The organism is Pseudoclavibacter sp. RFBI5 (assembly GCF_002931395.1).
GTDB lineage: Bacteria > Actinomycetota > Actinomycetes > Actinomycetales > Microbacteriaceae > Pseudoclavibacter.
Genome location: NZ_PSYA01000013.1, coordinates 14285 through 29250 on the forward strand (window position 1 = coordinate 14285; position 14966 = coordinate 29250).

Annotated in this window: 13 protein-coding genes; 10 read left to right on the plus strand and 3 right to left on the minus strand. The window is 66.9% G+C overall.

The window, feature by feature from the left end:
- Positions 1-95: 95 nt before the first annotated feature.
- The 3 genes from C5E06_RS15610 to C5E06_RS15620 all read left to right on the plus strand — a co-directional run bounded on the left by C5E06_RS15610 (position 96) and on the right by C5E06_RS15620 (position 3343).
- The gene (locus C5E06_RS15610; RefSeq protein ID WP_104243828.1) at positions 96-1610 is read left to right on the plus strand and encodes a dicarboxylate/amino acid:cation symporter; all 1515 of its coding nucleotides are present in this window, start codon (positions 96-98) and stop codon (positions 1608-1610) included.
- Positions 1611-2266: 656 nt separating this feature from the next.
- The gene (locus tag C5E06_RS15615) at positions 2267-2638 is read left to right on the plus strand and encodes a DUF2834 domain-containing protein (protein ID WP_104307511.1); all 372 of its coding nucleotides are present in this window, start codon (positions 2267-2269) and stop codon (positions 2636-2638) included.
- 255 nt (positions 2639-2893) lie between these two features.
- Positions 2894-3343: a hypothetical protein gene (locus C5E06_RS15620; protein WP_104307512.1), complete on the plus strand. Its 450-nt coding sequence runs from the start codon at positions 2894-2896 to the stop codon at positions 3341-3343.
- On the opposite strand, the gene C5E06_RS15625 is transcribed toward C5E06_RS15620, so the two are convergent.
- Both C5E06_RS15625 and C5E06_RS15630 read right to left on the minus strand, forming a co-directional pair.
- A complete protein-coding gene (locus C5E06_RS15625) occupies positions 3282-4310 on the minus strand; it encodes a S41 family peptidase (protein WP_104307513.1) in 1029 nt (342 codons plus the stop codon). The two genes, C5E06_RS15620 and C5E06_RS15625, sit on opposite strands and share 62 nt — an antisense overlap.
- A 96-nt stretch (positions 4311-4406) precedes the next feature.
- Positions 4407-5384, minus strand: coding sequence for an aldo/keto reductase (locus C5E06_RS15630; protein WP_104307514.1), 978 nt, complete (start codon positions 5382-5384; stop codon positions 4407-4409).
- 102 nt (positions 5385-5486) lie between these two features.
- Between C5E06_RS15630 and C5E06_RS15635 the strand changes: the two genes are divergently transcribed.
- From C5E06_RS15635 to C5E06_RS15645, 3 genes are all read left to right on the plus strand, one after another.
- Positions 5487-6377 carry a helix-turn-helix transcriptional regulator gene (locus C5E06_RS15635; RefSeq protein WP_104300617.1) on the plus strand — a complete coding sequence of 297 codons (891 nt, stop codon included), beginning with the start codon at positions 5487-5489 and terminating at the stop codon, positions 6375-6377.
- A gap of 109 nt (positions 6378-6486) precedes the next feature.
- Complete coding sequence (locus C5E06_RS15640) at positions 6487-8100, plus strand: FGGY family carbohydrate kinase (protein WP_104307515.1); 1614 nt, start codon at positions 6487-6489, stop codon at positions 8098-8100.
- Positions 8097-9110: an NAD(P)-dependent oxidoreductase gene (locus C5E06_RS15645; RefSeq protein ID WP_181059545.1), complete on the plus strand. Its 1014-nt coding sequence runs from the start codon at positions 8097-8099 to the stop codon at positions 9108-9110. Before C5E06_RS15640 ends, C5E06_RS15645 begins: the two co-directional genes overlap by 4 nt.
- Positions 9111-9163: 53 nt before the next feature.
- Here C5E06_RS15645 and C5E06_RS15650 read toward each other — a convergent pair whose 3' ends face one another.
- Entirely contained in the window at positions 9164-10159 is a 996-nt protein-coding gene (locus C5E06_RS15650; RefSeq protein WP_104243842.1) for a sugar-binding transcriptional regulator, read from the minus strand.
- 77 nt (positions 10160-10236) lie between these two features.
- On the opposite strand from C5E06_RS15650, the gene C5E06_RS15655 reads away from it, so the two are divergent.
- The 4 genes from C5E06_RS15655 to C5E06_RS15670 are packed head-to-tail and all read left to right on the plus strand — an operon-like array spanning position 10237 to position 14962.
- Complete coding sequence (locus C5E06_RS15655; protein ID WP_104307517.1) at positions 10237-11541, plus strand: MFS transporter; 1305 nt, start codon at positions 10237-10239, stop codon at positions 11539-11541.
- A gap of 34 nt (positions 11542-11575) precedes the next feature.
- A complete protein-coding gene (locus C5E06_RS15660; RefSeq protein ID WP_104307518.1) occupies positions 11576-12208 on the plus strand; it encodes a class II aldolase/adducin family protein in 633 nt (210 codons plus the stop codon).
- Positions 12209-12233: 25 nt separating this feature from the next.
- Positions 12234-13769, plus strand: a complete 1536-nt coding sequence (locus C5E06_RS15665; protein ID WP_104243848.1) for an aldehyde dehydrogenase — start codon at positions 12234-12236, stop codon at positions 13767-13769.
- Complete coding sequence (locus C5E06_RS15670; RefSeq protein ID WP_104307519.1) at positions 13751-14962, plus strand: MFS transporter; 1212 nt, start codon at positions 13751-13753, stop codon at positions 14960-14962. The genes C5E06_RS15665 and C5E06_RS15670 overlap by 19 nt, the downstream gene beginning before the upstream one ends.
- The last annotated feature ends 4 nt before the right edge of the window (positions 14963-14966 follow it).

Here is a 14966-nt window from a genome sequence, read left to right on the forward strand (position 1 = left end):
AGCGTCACACCCTGGCCAGACCAATGGTCCAGGCGTAGCCTCGCTCAGTTCGTGAGAAATCTCGCGAGCTGAGAAATCGCATCGGGAGATCTTCCATGTCGGCCAACACCCCAGGCACACCCACCTCCGAGGTGGCATCCAACGCCACCGGAGCAGAGGACACGCCGCGCCCCAAGAGCCGCGCGCGCAAGCTCCTCACCTCGTTCGGATTCCAGATCCTCGCCGCCCTCGTTCTGGGTGTTGTCCTCGGACTCGTCGCCCGCAACCTCGGCGACGACGCTGAAGGCAACCCGAACGGGCTCGCGGCGACGCTCGACACCATCGGCAGCTCGTACGTCACGATCCTGACGGCCGCCGTCGTCCCGCTCATCCTGACCGCCGTCATCTCGAGCATCGCGCAGCTGCGACTCGTGACGAACGCGGCGAGGCTCGCGGGCCAGACGCTGCTCTGGTTCGGCATCACGGCACTCATCGCCGTGACGATCGGCATCACGCTCGGCGTCACCATTCAGCCGGGCAACCGCGTCGACCAGTCGCAGCTCGAGACGGGCGAGCCCTCCTCCGTCGGCACCTGGTGGAACTTCCTCACGGGCCTCGTGCCGCAGAACTTCCTCGGCATGGGCGTTCGCTCGCGCGTCGACGCCGAGACGGGCGACGTGACCTCGACGATCGCGTTCAACGTGCTGCAGGTCATCGTCATCGCTGTCGTCATCGGCATCGCGGCCCTTCGCCTCGGCAAGCGCGCCGAGCCGTTCCTGGAGTTCACGGCCTCTGCCCTCGCGGTCATCCAGAAGGTCCTGTGGTGGATCATCCGCATCGCCCCACTCGGCACGCTCGGGCTCATCGCGAGCGCCGTCGTCGACTACGGCTGGGAGAAGCTCACGAGCCTCGCCTGGTTCGCGATCGCCATCTACGTGGGCCTCGCCCTCGTGCTGTTCGTCGTGTACCCGATCCTCGTGAAGGCGCACGGCCTCTCGGTCGGCCGCTTCTTCTCCGGCGTGTGGCCGGCCGTGCAGCTCGCGTTCGTGAGCCGCTCGTCCATCGGCACGCTCCCCCTCACGCAGCGCGTCACCGAGCGCAACCTCGGCGTGCCCCGCGAGTACGCATCCTTCGCCGTGCCGTTCGGCGCGACCACGAAGATGGACGGATGCGCCGCGATCTACCCGGCCATCGCCGCGATCTTCGTCGCCCAGTTCTTCGGCATCGAGCTGTCGATCATGCAGTACATCCTCATCGTGGTCGTCTCCGTCGTCGGTTCGGCCGCGACGGCCGGCACGACGGGTGCGACCGTCATGCTCACGCTCACCCTGTCGACGCTCGGCCTGCCCCTCGAGGGCGTTGGCCTGCTGCTCGCCATCGACCCGATCCTCGACATGGGCCGCACCGCGACCAACGTCGCCGGCCAGGCACTCGTGCCGATGATCGTCGCGAAGCGCGAGGGCATCCTCAACGAGAAGCTCTACAACGCGCCCCGCGGCGACGTCGCCTTCTCCGACGAGACCGACGAGGAGGTGGAGGAGACCATCAAGCGCTCCACCGCCTCGACGTCGGACCGCGAGCAGGACGAGTTCGAAGGCGCGACGCTGCAGGACGCGGAACGCCGCAGCTAGCAGCACCGCAGCGATCAACGGGCGCTTGCCCTCGGAACCCCCAGCGGGCTTCCGGGAGCGGGCGCCCGTTCTGCGTCTGCGCCGCCAGCCCGCGCAGCGCAAGCGCCGGCCCGCCCAGCCCCGACCGCCTGCCCGCGCCATCCCCCACCGCGCCGCCTGCCCGCGCCATCCCCCACCGCCGAGAGCTGACTTGTGGTCGCTTCCAGCAAGTCTTGACGACCACAACTCAGCCCTCGGCCGCGGGACTCGCATCGAGGCCCGGGATGAGGTCGGGACAGGTTCGGGATGCGCGGGGCCGGGCCATCCCCCACCGCCCAGAGCCGGCTTATGGTCGCTTCCAGCAAGTCTTGACGACCACAACTCAGCCCTCGGCCGCCGCGCTCGCATCGAGGCCCGGGATGAGGTCGGGACAGGTTCGGGATGCGCGGGGCCATGACAGATTTGGGATGCGCAGACGCGGGATGCGCGCGGCCGCGCCATCCCCCGCCGCCCAGAGCCGACTTATGGTCGCTTCCAGCGAGTCTTGACGACCACAACTCAGCCCTCGGCCGCGGGACTCGCATCGAGGCCCGGGATGAGGTCGGGACACGTTCGGGGTGCGCGGGGCCGGGACGGGGGCTCTGGATGCGCGGCGCCGGGCGTGCGATTCTTGCCGCATGCGCGCATCCACCTGGACTCCCCTCGCGATCGTCTACCTCCTGCTCGCCATCGTCGGCGGTGCCGTGACGTGGACCTTCAACGTCATCGCTGGCATGGAGGGCAGCGCCTTCATCGGCGACTACTTCGGCAGCGGTCCCGCCGTCACGTCGATCGTGATCGACGTGCTCGTCGCCGCCACGGTTGGCGTCGTGTTCATCATCGTCGAGGGCCGCCGCCAGGGCATGCGGCGCCTGTGGGTATACATCCTGTGCTTCGGCGTGGCGTTCGCGTTCGCCCTGCCGCTGTTCCTCGCGATGCGGGAGCGGCACCTGGCGTCGAGACGCCGCGCACCTGGTCTGACCGGCCGTGCGGACTTTTCGCAACGGTGATGGGTTTTTACCCATCACCGGTTGCCGAAACCCCGCACGCGCATCCGCAGAACCCATCACCGTTGCGAGCACCCAGCACGAGGTGACACCTCCCACTGGGACGCAGCCCAGTCGTCACGGGACAGGAGCACGGCTCGTTCCCCCTCGGGCTCCGCAACGTCAAACCGGTGCTTCCGCCCTGGAAAAGCGGCTCATGGCACCGGACCCAGCACCTCTCGTGCGCAGTGCACGGACGGGCCGTCGTGGCGAGTGTCGATGGAGGCCGCACTCGTCGATGGAGGCCATGTTCGCGGCATCGCGCCTGGTACCCGCGGTGAGCTGGAGCGCGTCGCGACGGGCGATCTGCGACTCGGTGAGCACAATCACGTCGGCGGCGGCGCGCTCCTCGTCCTCACCCGAGCCGTGCGCAACCTGGACCCTGCCGCCCGCTTCGCGCTGCGGCTCGGCTTCGCGGTAGCGACGGCTGTCCTGGTCGGTGCGGCTTTCGTCGTGCTCTCGCAGCGCTTCGAGGTGCTGGACCTCAACACCGGGCCGGCCCCGTGGATCGAAGGCTGGCTGACCAGAGGCGGCACCGCCTCCGTCGTGCACCTGATGCTGATCGTGCTGGTGGCGATGCTGGTCGCCGGGCGCGACCGAGACACAGTCAGACTGCCGCGCACTGCCCCGCAAGCCAGTCGTGGGCCAGCGCCGGGGCCTCACCCGTGAGCGCGGACACGTCCGGCTGGATGGGCTCTGGCATGACCGCGCCGGTTCGGTCCGTGTAGCGGGAGGTCGTGAGGAGGATCTCGGAGCCGTCGGCGAGCATGAAGCCGTCGACGCCGGTCGCGAGGCCGTTGCTCTTCTCCCCGAAGGTCGTCACGTTGCTCTGCCCGGTGAACGCGGTCAGCACCATCTCAGTGGCCGACGCGGTGTAGAAATCCTGCAGGACGGCGATCGGCTTGCCGTCGAAGACGTTCGTGTCGATGTCCACTTCTGCATCGAAGCGCAGCTCGTGACCGTCGTCTGACGTCGCGCTCTCCGTGGTCACGGTGATCGCGCTGTGTGTGCCGTCGCGGTCCACGAATCCCGCGACGTCGTTCGTGTCGAAGAGCGGCGAGACCGCGCCGAGCATCGGGAATGCGCTGCCGCCCCAGTTGCCGCGCAGGTCCACGACGAAGCCGCACGTCTCCGTGTCCGCGAGCGCGGCCAGCCCCTCGACACCGGCGCGCGCATACTCCTCGGCGAGCTGACCGTCGTGCCCGATTGCCGACACGGTGATCGTGACGGTGCGCCCGTCCGTCGCCTTGACCGTCGGCGGGGCGCTCGGTGCTTCCGCGTACAGAGCATCCCGCTCGTCCGCGGGGAGCAACCTCGCGTGCCTTCCTCCGGCGTCGCCGGCAGCTGCCGCGATGAGTTCGTACGCCTCCTCGAGGTCTTCCGCCTGCGCGCCCGCCGCGATGAGGGCATCCCGTTCGAGCGACCAATCCCCGCCCGAGTAGAGGCCGTGCTCTTCCAGGATGTGCGCGGCCTCTTCGACGAGCGCGGCCGGGCTCACTGGCGAGGGCGGACTGGGCGTCGGCTCCGGAGCTGCAGAGCACCCGGAGAGCCCCACCGCGAGTGCGGCAACCACGGCAAGCGAGACGCTGGCGCGCAGAGTTCGCGTGCCTTGACCTCCGCGGGCGACGCTGCTCATGCTTCCACCCTACGATCTCGTCGATTCGCGTCAGCGGGGCCGCGGCGAGCCACGTATGCCCGGCTTCTCACGACCCCGCTCCTCACTGCGTACGACTCACTGGTCGATGGAGGCCATGTTCGCGGCGTCGTGCCTGGCACCCGCGGCCGGCTCGAGCGCATCGAGGCGAGTGATCTGCGACTCGGTGAGCACAATCTCGTCGGCGGCGGTGTTCTCCTCGAGGCGGCTCACGCGGCGTGTACCCGGGATGGGGGCGATGTCGTCGCCGCGCGTGAGGATCCAGGCCAGCGCCGTCTGGGCTGGCGTCGCGCCGATCTCCTCCCCGATCGCACGGACCTCGTCGACGATGCGCAGGTTGCGCTCGAAGTTCTCGCCCGTGAATCGCGGGTTCGTCTTGCGCCAGTCGTCGTCCGCGAAATCGGCGACCGAACGGATCTGACCGGTGAGGAGCCCGTGGCCCAGCGGGGAATACGGCACGAATCCGATGCCGAGTTCTCGAAGCAGCGGGAGGATCTCAGCCTCCACGTCACGCGTCCACAGCGAGTACTCGGTCTGCAGCGCGGTGACGGGATGCACGGCGTGCGCCCGCCGGATCGTCTCGGGGGATGCCTCCGATAGCCCGAAATGCAGGACCTTGCCCTCGGCGACCAGCTCGGAGACGGCACCCGCCGTGTCCTCGATGGGAGTGTTCCGGTCGACGCGGTGCTGGTAGTAGAGGTCGATGTGGTCGGTGCCGAGTCGGCGCAACGAGCCTTCGACGGCGGCACGGATGTTCTCTGGGCTGCTATCGGCACCCGGCCGCCGCTCGGCGTGGGAGTAGAGACCGAACTTCGTCGCGATCTTGACCTCGTCACGGCGCCCCTTGATCGCCTCGCCGACGATCTCCTCGCTGAGGAAGGGGCCGTAGATCTCTGCCGTGTCGATGTGGGTCACGCCGAGTTCGAGCGCTCGGTCGATGGTCGCGATCGATTCGGAGTGGTCGAGCGCGCCCTCGCTTGTGTAGGTACCCGCCATGGTCATGGCGCCGAGTCCGATGCGGGAGACCTCGAGGCCTCCGAGAGTGATGTGCTTCATGGAAAGCAGTCAATCCGCATCCATCGACGACAGCGCGGCCCTGATGTGAGGTGCACTGACAGGGCCCCTCTGGGCAGCGAGCTGCGGCGTATGGTCGCTGGCATGGACATCCATGACGACCTGAGCGCGTTCCTCACCTCTCGACGCGCGAAGCTCACGCCGTCGCAGGCGGGGTTGCCCGACTTCGGTGGTCGACGCCGCGTTCCTGGGCTTCGCCGCGAGGAGGTCGCACTGCTCGCGGGGATGAGCGCCGAGTACTACAAGCGACTCGAGCGAGGCAACGCCGGCGGTGTCTCCGAGGCCGTGCTCGACGGCGTGAGCCGTGCCCTGCACCTCGACGAGGCCGAGCATGCGCACCTGCACGAACTGGTGAGGGCGGCCAATGAGGGCACGCGCCCGCAGCGACAGCGCCGCACCAAGAAGCAGCAGCTCAGCGCAGCCATGCAGCAGACCATCGACGCCATGTCGACGGTCCCCGTGTTCATCCAGAACGGCAGACTCGACGCGATCGCGACCAACACGCTCGGTCGTGCGCTGTTCGCCCCGATGTTCGAGGATGCCCGCTCGCCTGTCAACGCGGCCCGGTTCCTCTTTCTCGACGAGCGCTCGCATGACTTCTACCGCGACTGGGAGGGCAACACGCGTCAGATCGTGGCACTCCTCCGATCCGAGGCTGGCCGCTCCCCGCACGACCGCAACCTCAGCAACCTCGTTGGCGAGCTCTCCACTCGCAGCGAGCTCTTCCGCAGGCTCTGGGGAGCTCACGACGTGCGCGAGCACCGCGACGGGCTGAAGCGCGTGCACCACCCCGTCGTAGGCGACCTCGACCTCACCTACCAGAGCATGGATCTCGCCTCTGACCGCGGACTGCTCATGCTCGTGTTCTCCGCAGAGCCGGGGAGCGCATCCCACGAGCGCCTGCAGTTGCTGTCGAACTGGGCGTCGACGCATCCGGATCCCGCGAGCGCGGAGGCTGCGAACCGCGCGCTCTGAACCGGGGGGCGCCGAGAGCTATCCGGAGGCCACAGCGGTTGCGGGACATGTCGACTTCGTCCATACTGAACATCTGATCGCAATGACGCACTAATGTTCGGAGCTACGAATGCAAGGACGCATCCAAGCCATCCTCGGAATCGACGCGGGAACCACCTCAGTGAAGACCGTCGCCTTCGCCCTCGACGGCACGATCCTTGCCGATGCGAAATCCAGTGTTCGCATCCACAGAGACGACGACGGCCGCGCCGAGGTCGATATGGCCCTCGTCTGGCAGGCCGCGGCCGCGACCATCACCGAAGTCGTCCACGAGCTCGGAGACACCGACGTCATCGCGATCGGCGTCACCGGCCAAGGCGATGGCGCTTGGCTGGTAGACAGCGACCTCCATCCGATGCGACCCGCAGCACTCTGGCTCGATGGACGGGCGAACGCACGCCTCGCCGACTGGCTCGAGGACGGTCGGGCAGCGACCGTCAACGACATCACCGGCTCCCCCCTCTTCGCCGGTGCACTCCCCCTCCTCGTCGACGAGCTCCAGGAAACCGGTGCACTCGACAACGACCGCCTCGGGTACCACCTGAACTGCAAGGACTGGCTGCGCTGGAACCTGACTGGCATCGTCGCCACCGACCCCAGCGAAGCTTCCCGCACCTACCTCGACACAGCCGTTGGCGCCTACTCGGATGAACTCCTGAGAGCCCTGAGCCACGAGCGGCTCCGGAACGCCCTACCTCCGGTGCAACCGCCAGAATCAGTCGGTGGGACGCTCCTCCCCCAGGTCGCGGAACAGCTCGGCCTTCCCGCCGGAATTCCCGTCGCCATAGGCCTTGTCGACACGGCCGCCGCAGGGGTCGGACTCGGTGCGATCGGCGACGGCCAGGGCTACGCGATCCTGGGAACAACCGGGTTCATAGGCGTGAACCACCCGTCCCGCACCGAAGTAAGGACCCGCGAGAGCATCGTGCTCTTCACCGGACGCGGCAGCCAAGTGCTGGAATCGATGGCCCCAATGACCGGGACACCGAACCTCGACTGGGTCAGAGACACGCTGGGGCTCACCCACGAGCACTGGGCGGCCGTGGAGTTGCAGGCCGACGTCGTCCCTCCGGGCAGCGGCGGTGTCATCTACCTTCCATACGGGGCCCCGAGCGGCGAACGCGCACCCTTCTTCGACCCGGCGGCTTCGGCGGGCTGGCTCGGGATGAGCATCACCACAACTCCCGCGCAACTCCTCCGAAGCGTCTACGAGGGCCTGGCGTATGCACTGACGGAGTGTCTCGACATGCTCGGCCTCGACGGTGATCTTCTCGTCTGCGGTGGTGGGTCGGAATCGAACCTGCTCTGCTCGGTCCTGGCCGATGTCAGCGGTCGCAGCATCATCCGACAGCAGGCCCCAGAGGTCGGAGCCCGGGGCGCCGCCACCCTGGCGCTTCTCGCGGGGGAACACGCATCGAGCCTGGAAGACGCCGTCCACATGTTGGCACCCGCCTCGAGCACCTTCACCCCTTCCCGTGAGCGAGCCGAGATCTACCGAGACGCCTACACGACCTTCATCGAGACGCGCGATGCGCTGAGGCCGGTCTGGCCCCAGCTGCGCGCGTTGCGCGAGCGATCAACGGCTCTTGCCGTGTCCACCGAGTATCCGAAATCCGAGCCACCACGACCCGCGCCCAGCCACCCAACCAGAAGCACGCACGTCCACCAAGGAGGATCCCTGTGACCGACTCCCGCCCATCCGTCTTGATCACCGCACCGTTTGACGCGCACCAGCTGGCGCTGCTGCGGACCAGCTTCGAGGTCACCAGCATCGCCCCTTCGATGGATGGCACCTCCCTGGCCCATCGAGGCATCGACGAGCAGCTCGCGGCCGCGGAGGTGATCGTCGCAGAGCTCGACCTCATCGACGAGGCGACACTGGCCCTTGCACCGAACCTCGCGGCCGTGGTCTCCTGCAGGGCAAAACCCGTCAACGTCGACCTTGACGCGTGCTCTTCCCGGGGAATCCCCGTGATCACCACACCCGGCCGCAATGCAGAGGTGACCGCCGACCTCAGCTTCGCCCTCCTCATGGCGACTGTGCGCCACGTGTCAGCGTCTGAGCGCTGGCTACGCGCCAAGAATTGGACAGAGAGCGATGTCTTCGAACCCTACGAACGCTTCAGGAGCATCGGCCTGGGCGGGCGAACGCTCGGAATTCTCGGCGGCGGAGCCGTCGGCCGCAGAATGCTCCGACGTGCACTCGGGTTCGGGATGAAGGTCAAGGTCTACGATCCGTTCCTCCCAGCTGACGCCTTCGGATCAGACGCGGTAGTCGCCACCCTCGACGAGGTGATGTCGACCTCGGACATCGTGACGGTCCACGTGCCCCTCATGGCAGAGACGGAAGGACTCATCGGCGCGCGGGAGCTTGCGCTGATGAAGAGCGATGCGTTCCTCATCAACGCGGGTCGTGCGGCGATCATCGACGAACAGGCGCTGATGGCGGTCCTCCGCGAGCACCGCATCGCGGGCGCAGGCTTCGATGTCTTCTACCAAGAGCCACTCCCCTACGACTCCGAGCTCTTCGCGCTCGACAACGTCACGATGACACCTCATATTGCCGGCGCCTCCGACGATGTCATCGCCGAGCACTCGCGCATCGCAGCCCACGCTCTGCAGCTCTGGCTCGCCGGAGAGCCGCTCCCCGGCGTCGCGAACGCCAAGGCTCTCACGACGGCAACCGCATCCTGACGCCCTCGTGCGCCCTCCGTTCGCACGCTGAACGGAGGGCGCTTCTCGCCGACTCAGCGGAGAAGCGCCGCGGCAGTCTCCGAGTCGGTCACGAGCATGTTGATCAGGCCACTGCCGAGCGCAGCACGGAGCGCAGGCAGCTTCGTCACGCCATGCGCCATGACGAGCCTCCGCGGGATCGTGCGCATCTGCTCGAGCGTCAGCCCGACGATGCGCTCATCGAGAGCGCCGAGGACGGCCTCACCCTGCGCATCGAAGAATCGACCAGCCAAGTCTCCGACAGCACCCTGCGCCGTGAGCGCGGCCCTCGCATCAGCATCCAGCGACTTGAGCAGGAGCCCCTGGTTCGCCTCGGTTCCACCGAGACCCGCGACCAGCACACCCGCCCCGCACGCAAGACGCAGCACCTCTTGCACGCCGGGGTCGGCGTACGCACTCTTCGCCGCGTCAGCTGACGCCGCAAGGAGCGGGGCGGGCAAGTGGAATGCCTGTCCACTGGTTCGTCGACCGAGCGTCGATGCGAGCTCATGCGGGTTCGCGCCATTGACGAGACCGCCGCCACTTCCGGCGATCGGCACGAACTTGGCACCGAGCGCCTGCTCCGGCACCTGGGCGGCGACGAGCGCCACAGCGGTCGAGATCCCGAGCGCGACGACCGCATCCTTCTCGATGACGCTGACGAGCGCTTCGGCGCCGACGGCCGCGAAGGCCCGGTCGGCTTTCGCGGAATCGGCCACACTCGGTGCGACCCACGCCTGGCGAAGGTCGTAGCGTGCCGCCAGGTCACGCTCTTCGTCAGCGAAGAGGGAGTCCTGAACGTGCACGACGATCTCGACGAGGCCGGATTCGCGCGCCTCTGCGAGCAACCTGGTGACGCGAATTCGAGACAGGCCGAGCGCGTTCGCGATCTCCTGGTGAGTGAGGCCGTGTTCGTAGTACATCCGTGCAACGCGTCCCAGCAGCATGCCGCAATCCTCCCATGGAGCTCCGCCACGGTCGCCGATCTCGTTCTCGATCGAGTACTTGACACGGCCGGATTCGACGCCCACTATGTGTGGAGCATAAGTTCACTGTTGTGAACAAATGTACACCACTAGCCAGTACGTACTCAATGAGGAGTCTCCCTATGGCAATCAGTTCTCCCTCCAGTACCGAGAGTCGGTTCGCGCGGCTCCTGCGCACGCAGGGCATCGCTCGCCCCATCGCGTGGGGATTCGTCGCGCTGACGATCTTCATGATCGGCGACGGCATCGAGGCGGGCTTCCTCTCGCCGTACCTTGATCAGCAGGGCTTCGACGCCGGACAGATCACCGCACTCTGGGCGACGTACGGCATCGTCGTCGCCGCAGCCGCCTGGCTCAGCGGTGCGCTGGCTGAAGCCTGGGGTCCGAAGCGAGTCATGATGCTCGGCTTCGGTATCTGGGTCGTCTTCCAGGTGCTCTTCCTCGTCTTCGGAGTAATGGCCGAGAACTTCAGCATCATGTTGCTGGCCTTCGGCATCAGGGGCCTTGGCTACCCGATGTTCGCGTACGGATTCCTCGTGTGGGTCACGATGGGAACGCCGGAGAACGTGATGGGCAAGGCGGTCGGCTGGTATTGGTTCTTCTCCACCCTCGGCCTCGGCGTCCTCAGCTCCTACTTCGCCGGGGCGATCATCCCGGTCATCGGAGAGCTGGCGACACTCTGGCTCTCGCTTGCATTCGTCACGGTCGGCGGCCTCATGGTCGCTCTCCTCCTCCGCAACCCAGTCAGCAAGAAGGTCACGGTCGCGAACAGCGTTCGGGGTGTGGTGAGCAGCATCACGATCGTCGGCACGAACCCCAAGATCGGCATCGGCGGCATCGTGCGCCTCATCAATACCCTCTCGTTCTACGCGTTCGTGGTCTTCCTGACGACGTACATGGTTCGAGACGTCGGGTTCGCAGTCGCCGAGTGGCAGGTCATCTGGGGCACGATGCTCGCCGCCAACGTCGCCGCCAACCTCATCTCCGGCTACCTGTCTGACTGGATCGGGCGCGTCAACGTCGTCGCCTGGGCCGGCGGCATCGGCTGCTTCGTGACGATCCTCGCCCTGTACTACGTGCCGACCGCAATCGGCCCGAACTTCGCAGTCACCATCGCCATCGCGATCGCCTACGGACTCGCGCTCGGCATGTTCGTGCCACTTTCGGCAATCGTTCCCCTCCTCGCCCCCATGCACAAGGCAGCCGCCGTCGCCATCCTCAACCTCGGCGCTGGACTCAGCCAGTTCATCGGCCCAGTGATCGCCGGACTGGTGACCCCGATCGGGATCCAGGGAACGATCTGGGTCATCGCCAGCCTGTACCTCGTCGGGTTCGTCCTGACGTTCATGCTCAAGCCCTCGAAGCCAGGCGTCACGGCGGACCAGATGTCGTCCGCCTCATCGACACCTGCCCCCATCGCCACCTGATCCATCCACATCTCGCCAAAACTCGGAGTGACACATGACCACACAACAGCGCGTCGAAGCGCTCACTGCAGAACTCAGCGAAACGGGACTCGGCGTCGTCGAGCGGGGCCTGGCCCTCGCTTCCGGAGGCAACCTCTCGGCACGCGTCGACGACACCACCTTTGTCGTCACCGCGTCAGGCACCTGGCTCAACCGGCTCACCCCCGACGACTTCACTGTGATGAACCTCGCCGGAGAAGTCGTAGCCGGCAACCCTTCTCCTTCCAGCGAATGGAAGTTGCACCAGCGGACGTACGAGGAGCGCCAGGACATCAACTCCGTCGTGCACGTTCACCCCCAGCACACTGTTCTCCTCGACGCGCTGGGCCACGAGATTCGGCTCATCACACTCGACCACGCGTACTACGTCCGCTCGATCGGCACCACGCCGTACTACCCGAACGGCTCCGACGAACTGGCCGATTCCGCTGCTGAGCAGGCAAAATCCCACAACTGCATCGTCATGGGCAACCACGGCTGCTCTGCGCTCGGGGAGACCATCTCCATGGCCTACCGCCGTGCGCTGAACCTCGAGGAGGCAGCGACCGCGACGTACAGGGCGCTTCTCCTTGGAGATACGACAACCACGATGCCGGCCGACGCATTCGCCGCATTGCACCACGCGTGACCGGACAAGACAACTGGAGGACTTCATGACGCACCTCAACCAGCAGGCCCCGAACCTCGAAACCGCGCTTGGCCCCGACCTGAGCAGTGCCACGCGTGTCTTCCTCGCTGCACCCCCTCGCCTGCTGATCGACGGCGAGATGGTGGAAGCGCACTCTGCTCGCACGACGGACGTCGTCGACCCGGGCACCGGGCGCGTGATCGCTCGAGCCGCTGCCGCGGATGCAGTGGATGCGGATCGTGCAGTCCGCGCGGCTCGCCGGGCTTTTGCCGACACCTCACCGTGGCGCCGAATGAGCGCGCTGGATCGAGGCCTCGCGATCACTCGCTTCGCACGCATTCTCGAGGAACACCGCGAAGAGATCATCGACCTCGAGGTCATCGACGGAGGCAAGCTTCGCCGTGACGTGGAAGCCGGCGACTTCCCGCTCGCCATCCGTCATCTCGACTACTTCGCCGGCTGGACCTCCAAGATCGAGGGGAACACGATCCCCGTATCGATCCCAGACGCGATGGTGAGGACGGAGCGAGAACCCGTCGGAGTCGTCGCGCAGATCGTGCCGTGGAACTACCCACTTCTCATGGCCATGTGGAAGATCGCCCCCGCATTGGCCGCCGGGTGCACCATCATCCTCAAGCCAGCCGAGAACACTCCGCTGAGCGCCCTGCGCTTCGGTCAACTGGCGCTCGAAGCGGGCATTCCGCCGGGCGTCCTCAACATCCTGACGGGATATGGGGCTGAAGCCGGGGAAGCCCTCGTCGATCATCCCGGCGTCGACAAGGTCGCTTTCACCGGCTCAACGGCAGTCGGAACTCGGATCGCACAGCGGGCGGCCCCCATGGTCAAACGCGTCACACTCGAGCTCGGCGGCAAGAGCCCGAACATCGTCTTCGACGACAGCCCGGTACCGGAGGCCGCGCGAGGCGCCGCATCGGCGATCTTCTCGAACGCTGGACAATCCTGCTCAGCAGGCTCACGCCTGTACATCCAGCGCGGCATCTTCGAGGAGGTCGTCGGCGAGCTCGCAACGATCGCCGCGTCGCTGCGTGTCGGTCACGGTCTTGCAGAGCAGTCGCAACTCGGTCCGCTGATCAGTCGCACGCAACACGAGCGCGTCCGCGGATTCATCGACGGCGCCCTGCAGCAGGGCGCCACAGCCGCCGCGGGCGGATCGCAGCTTCCCGACGGCGTCGACTCGGCGGGCTACTACGTGCGGCCGACCATCCTGACGGATGTCGACGACACCTTCACGGCAGTTCGGGAAGAGATCTTCGGTCCCGTCGTCGTCGCGCAGCCGTTCGACGACGTCGACGAGATCGCCAGGCGCGCCAACGACTCCCCCTATGGATTGGCGGCTGGAATCTGGACACGCGACATCGGCCGAGCGAATCGCCTCGCTCGGCGCCTTCAAGCAGGAACCGTGTACATCAACATGTACGGCGCCACCGACGCGGCCGCCCCTTTCGGCGGGTACAAGATGTCCGGCTACGGCCGCGACATGGGGCACGCGAACCTCGAGTCCTACCTCGAAACGAAGACGGTGTGGACCAGCCTCGACTGATCATCGCGCTCTGGCAGATCTCGGTCGGTATCGTCGTCCAGATCCTGGCGATCTCGTGCTGGTTCGCTACAGCCGCCGCCGTCCCGTCGCTCACCATCGAGTTCGATCTTGATGCGACGGGGCGGACGCTGCTGGTCGTCGCGGTGCAGGCGGGGTTCGCGCTGGGCGCGGTTGCCGTAGGGCTTTCTCGCATCACCGATCGTCTCGACCCCCAGCTCCTGATCCCTGTCGGCTCGCTCGCTACCGCGCTTGTCACGCTCTTGCCGTTGCTCGCTTCCGAGAGCCTCGCGCTGCTTGTGGCTTCTCGAGTGCTTGTCGGCGTCACACTCTCCTGCGTCTACCCCGCAGGGATGCGTGCAACCGTGTCCTGGTCGACACCGCGCTGGCGGGGCCTGGCGGTCGCAGGTGTCGTCGCCGCACTCACGCTGGGGACTGCAGCGCCGCATCTGCTTGAGGCAACGCCGGTTGAGGATTGGCGAGGTGTGCTCGTCGCCTGCAGCGCCTCAGCCACCGTTGCAGCGCTCCTCGGCCTCACCCTGCGGACGGGAAGCCACGCAGCTCGGCGCTCATCCGCTGGCGACGTGCCAACGGAGAGGTCCGAGCGAGCGAGCGCCCTCACAACCTCGCCGCTCGGTTCGCGACAGCAGCAACGCATCACCTTGGCCTACATCGGCCACATGTGGGAGGTCTACGGACTCTGGGTCTGGCTTCCGGCGCTGCTTCTCACCCTTCCCGGGTGGATCGGACAGCAGATAGGCCTCTGGGCGTTCAGCATCGTCGGGCTGGCTGGCGCTGTTGGCTGCGTCATCGGCGGGGTGGTCGCGAGCCGCTACGGCAAGCGAGTCGCGGCGCGCTGGTCAGTTGGGATCTCGGCCACTTGCGCCCTCGCGACGCCGGCTCTGGTCGCACTCCCGGTCGCATTCGCACTCGTCATCCTCGCCGTCTGGAGTGCATCCGCGATCGCCGATTCCCCCCTCTACTCCGCCATGGTCGGGGACGCCGCTCCCCCGCAGCAGGTCGGCAGCGCCATCGCCACGCAAATGGGTCTGGGGTATTTCCTCAGCATCGGTGCGATCGCCCTCGTCGCAGCTCTGGCCAGCGTCGTCGGCTGGCAGTACGCGTTTGTTGTGCTGGCGATCGGGCCGATCGCGAGCTTCGTCGCGCTTCGGAAGCCGGCACGCTCACAGTCCTGAACGA

Excerpts from the sequence above, each read along its gene's own strand:
- C5E06_RS15640 (WP_104307515.1), top strand. The coding sequence starts at position 6,487 with ATGCAAGGACGCATCCAAGCCATCCTCGGAATCGACGCGGGAACCACC.
- C5E06_RS15660 (WP_104307518.1), top strand. The coding sequence starts at position 11,576 with ATGACCACACAACAGCGCGTCGAAGCGCTCACTGCAGAACTCAGCGAA.
- C5E06_RS15665 (WP_104243848.1), top strand. The coding sequence starts at position 12,234 with ATGACGCACCTCAACCAGCAGGCCCCGAACCTCGAAACCGCGCTTGGC.
- C5E06_RS15630 (WP_104307514.1), bottom strand. The coding sequence starts at position 5,384 with ATGAAGCACATCACTCTCGGAGGCCTCGAGGTCTCCCGCATCGGACTC.
- C5E06_RS15625 (WP_104307513.1), bottom strand. The coding sequence starts at position 4,310 with ATGAGCAGCGTCGCCCGCGGAGGTCAAGGCACGCGAACTCTGCGCGCC.
- C5E06_RS15615 (WP_104307511.1), top strand. The coding sequence starts at position 2,267 with ATGCGCGCATCCACCTGGACTCCCCTCGCGATCGTCTACCTCCTGCTC.
- C5E06_RS15610 (WP_104243828.1), top strand. The coding sequence starts at position 96 with ATGTCGGCCAACACCCCAGGCACACCCACCTCCGAGGTGGCATCCAAC.
- C5E06_RS15620 (WP_104307512.1), top strand. The coding sequence starts at position 2,894 with ATGGAGGCCGCACTCGTCGATGGAGGCCATGTTCGCGGCATCGCGCCT.
- C5E06_RS15655 (WP_104307517.1), top strand. The coding sequence starts at position 10,237 with ATGGCAATCAGTTCTCCCTCCAGTACCGAGAGTCGGTTCGCGCGGCTC.
- C5E06_RS15635 (WP_104300617.1), top strand. The coding sequence starts at position 5,487 with ATGGACATCCATGACGACCTGAGCGCGTTCCTCACCTCTCGACGCGCG.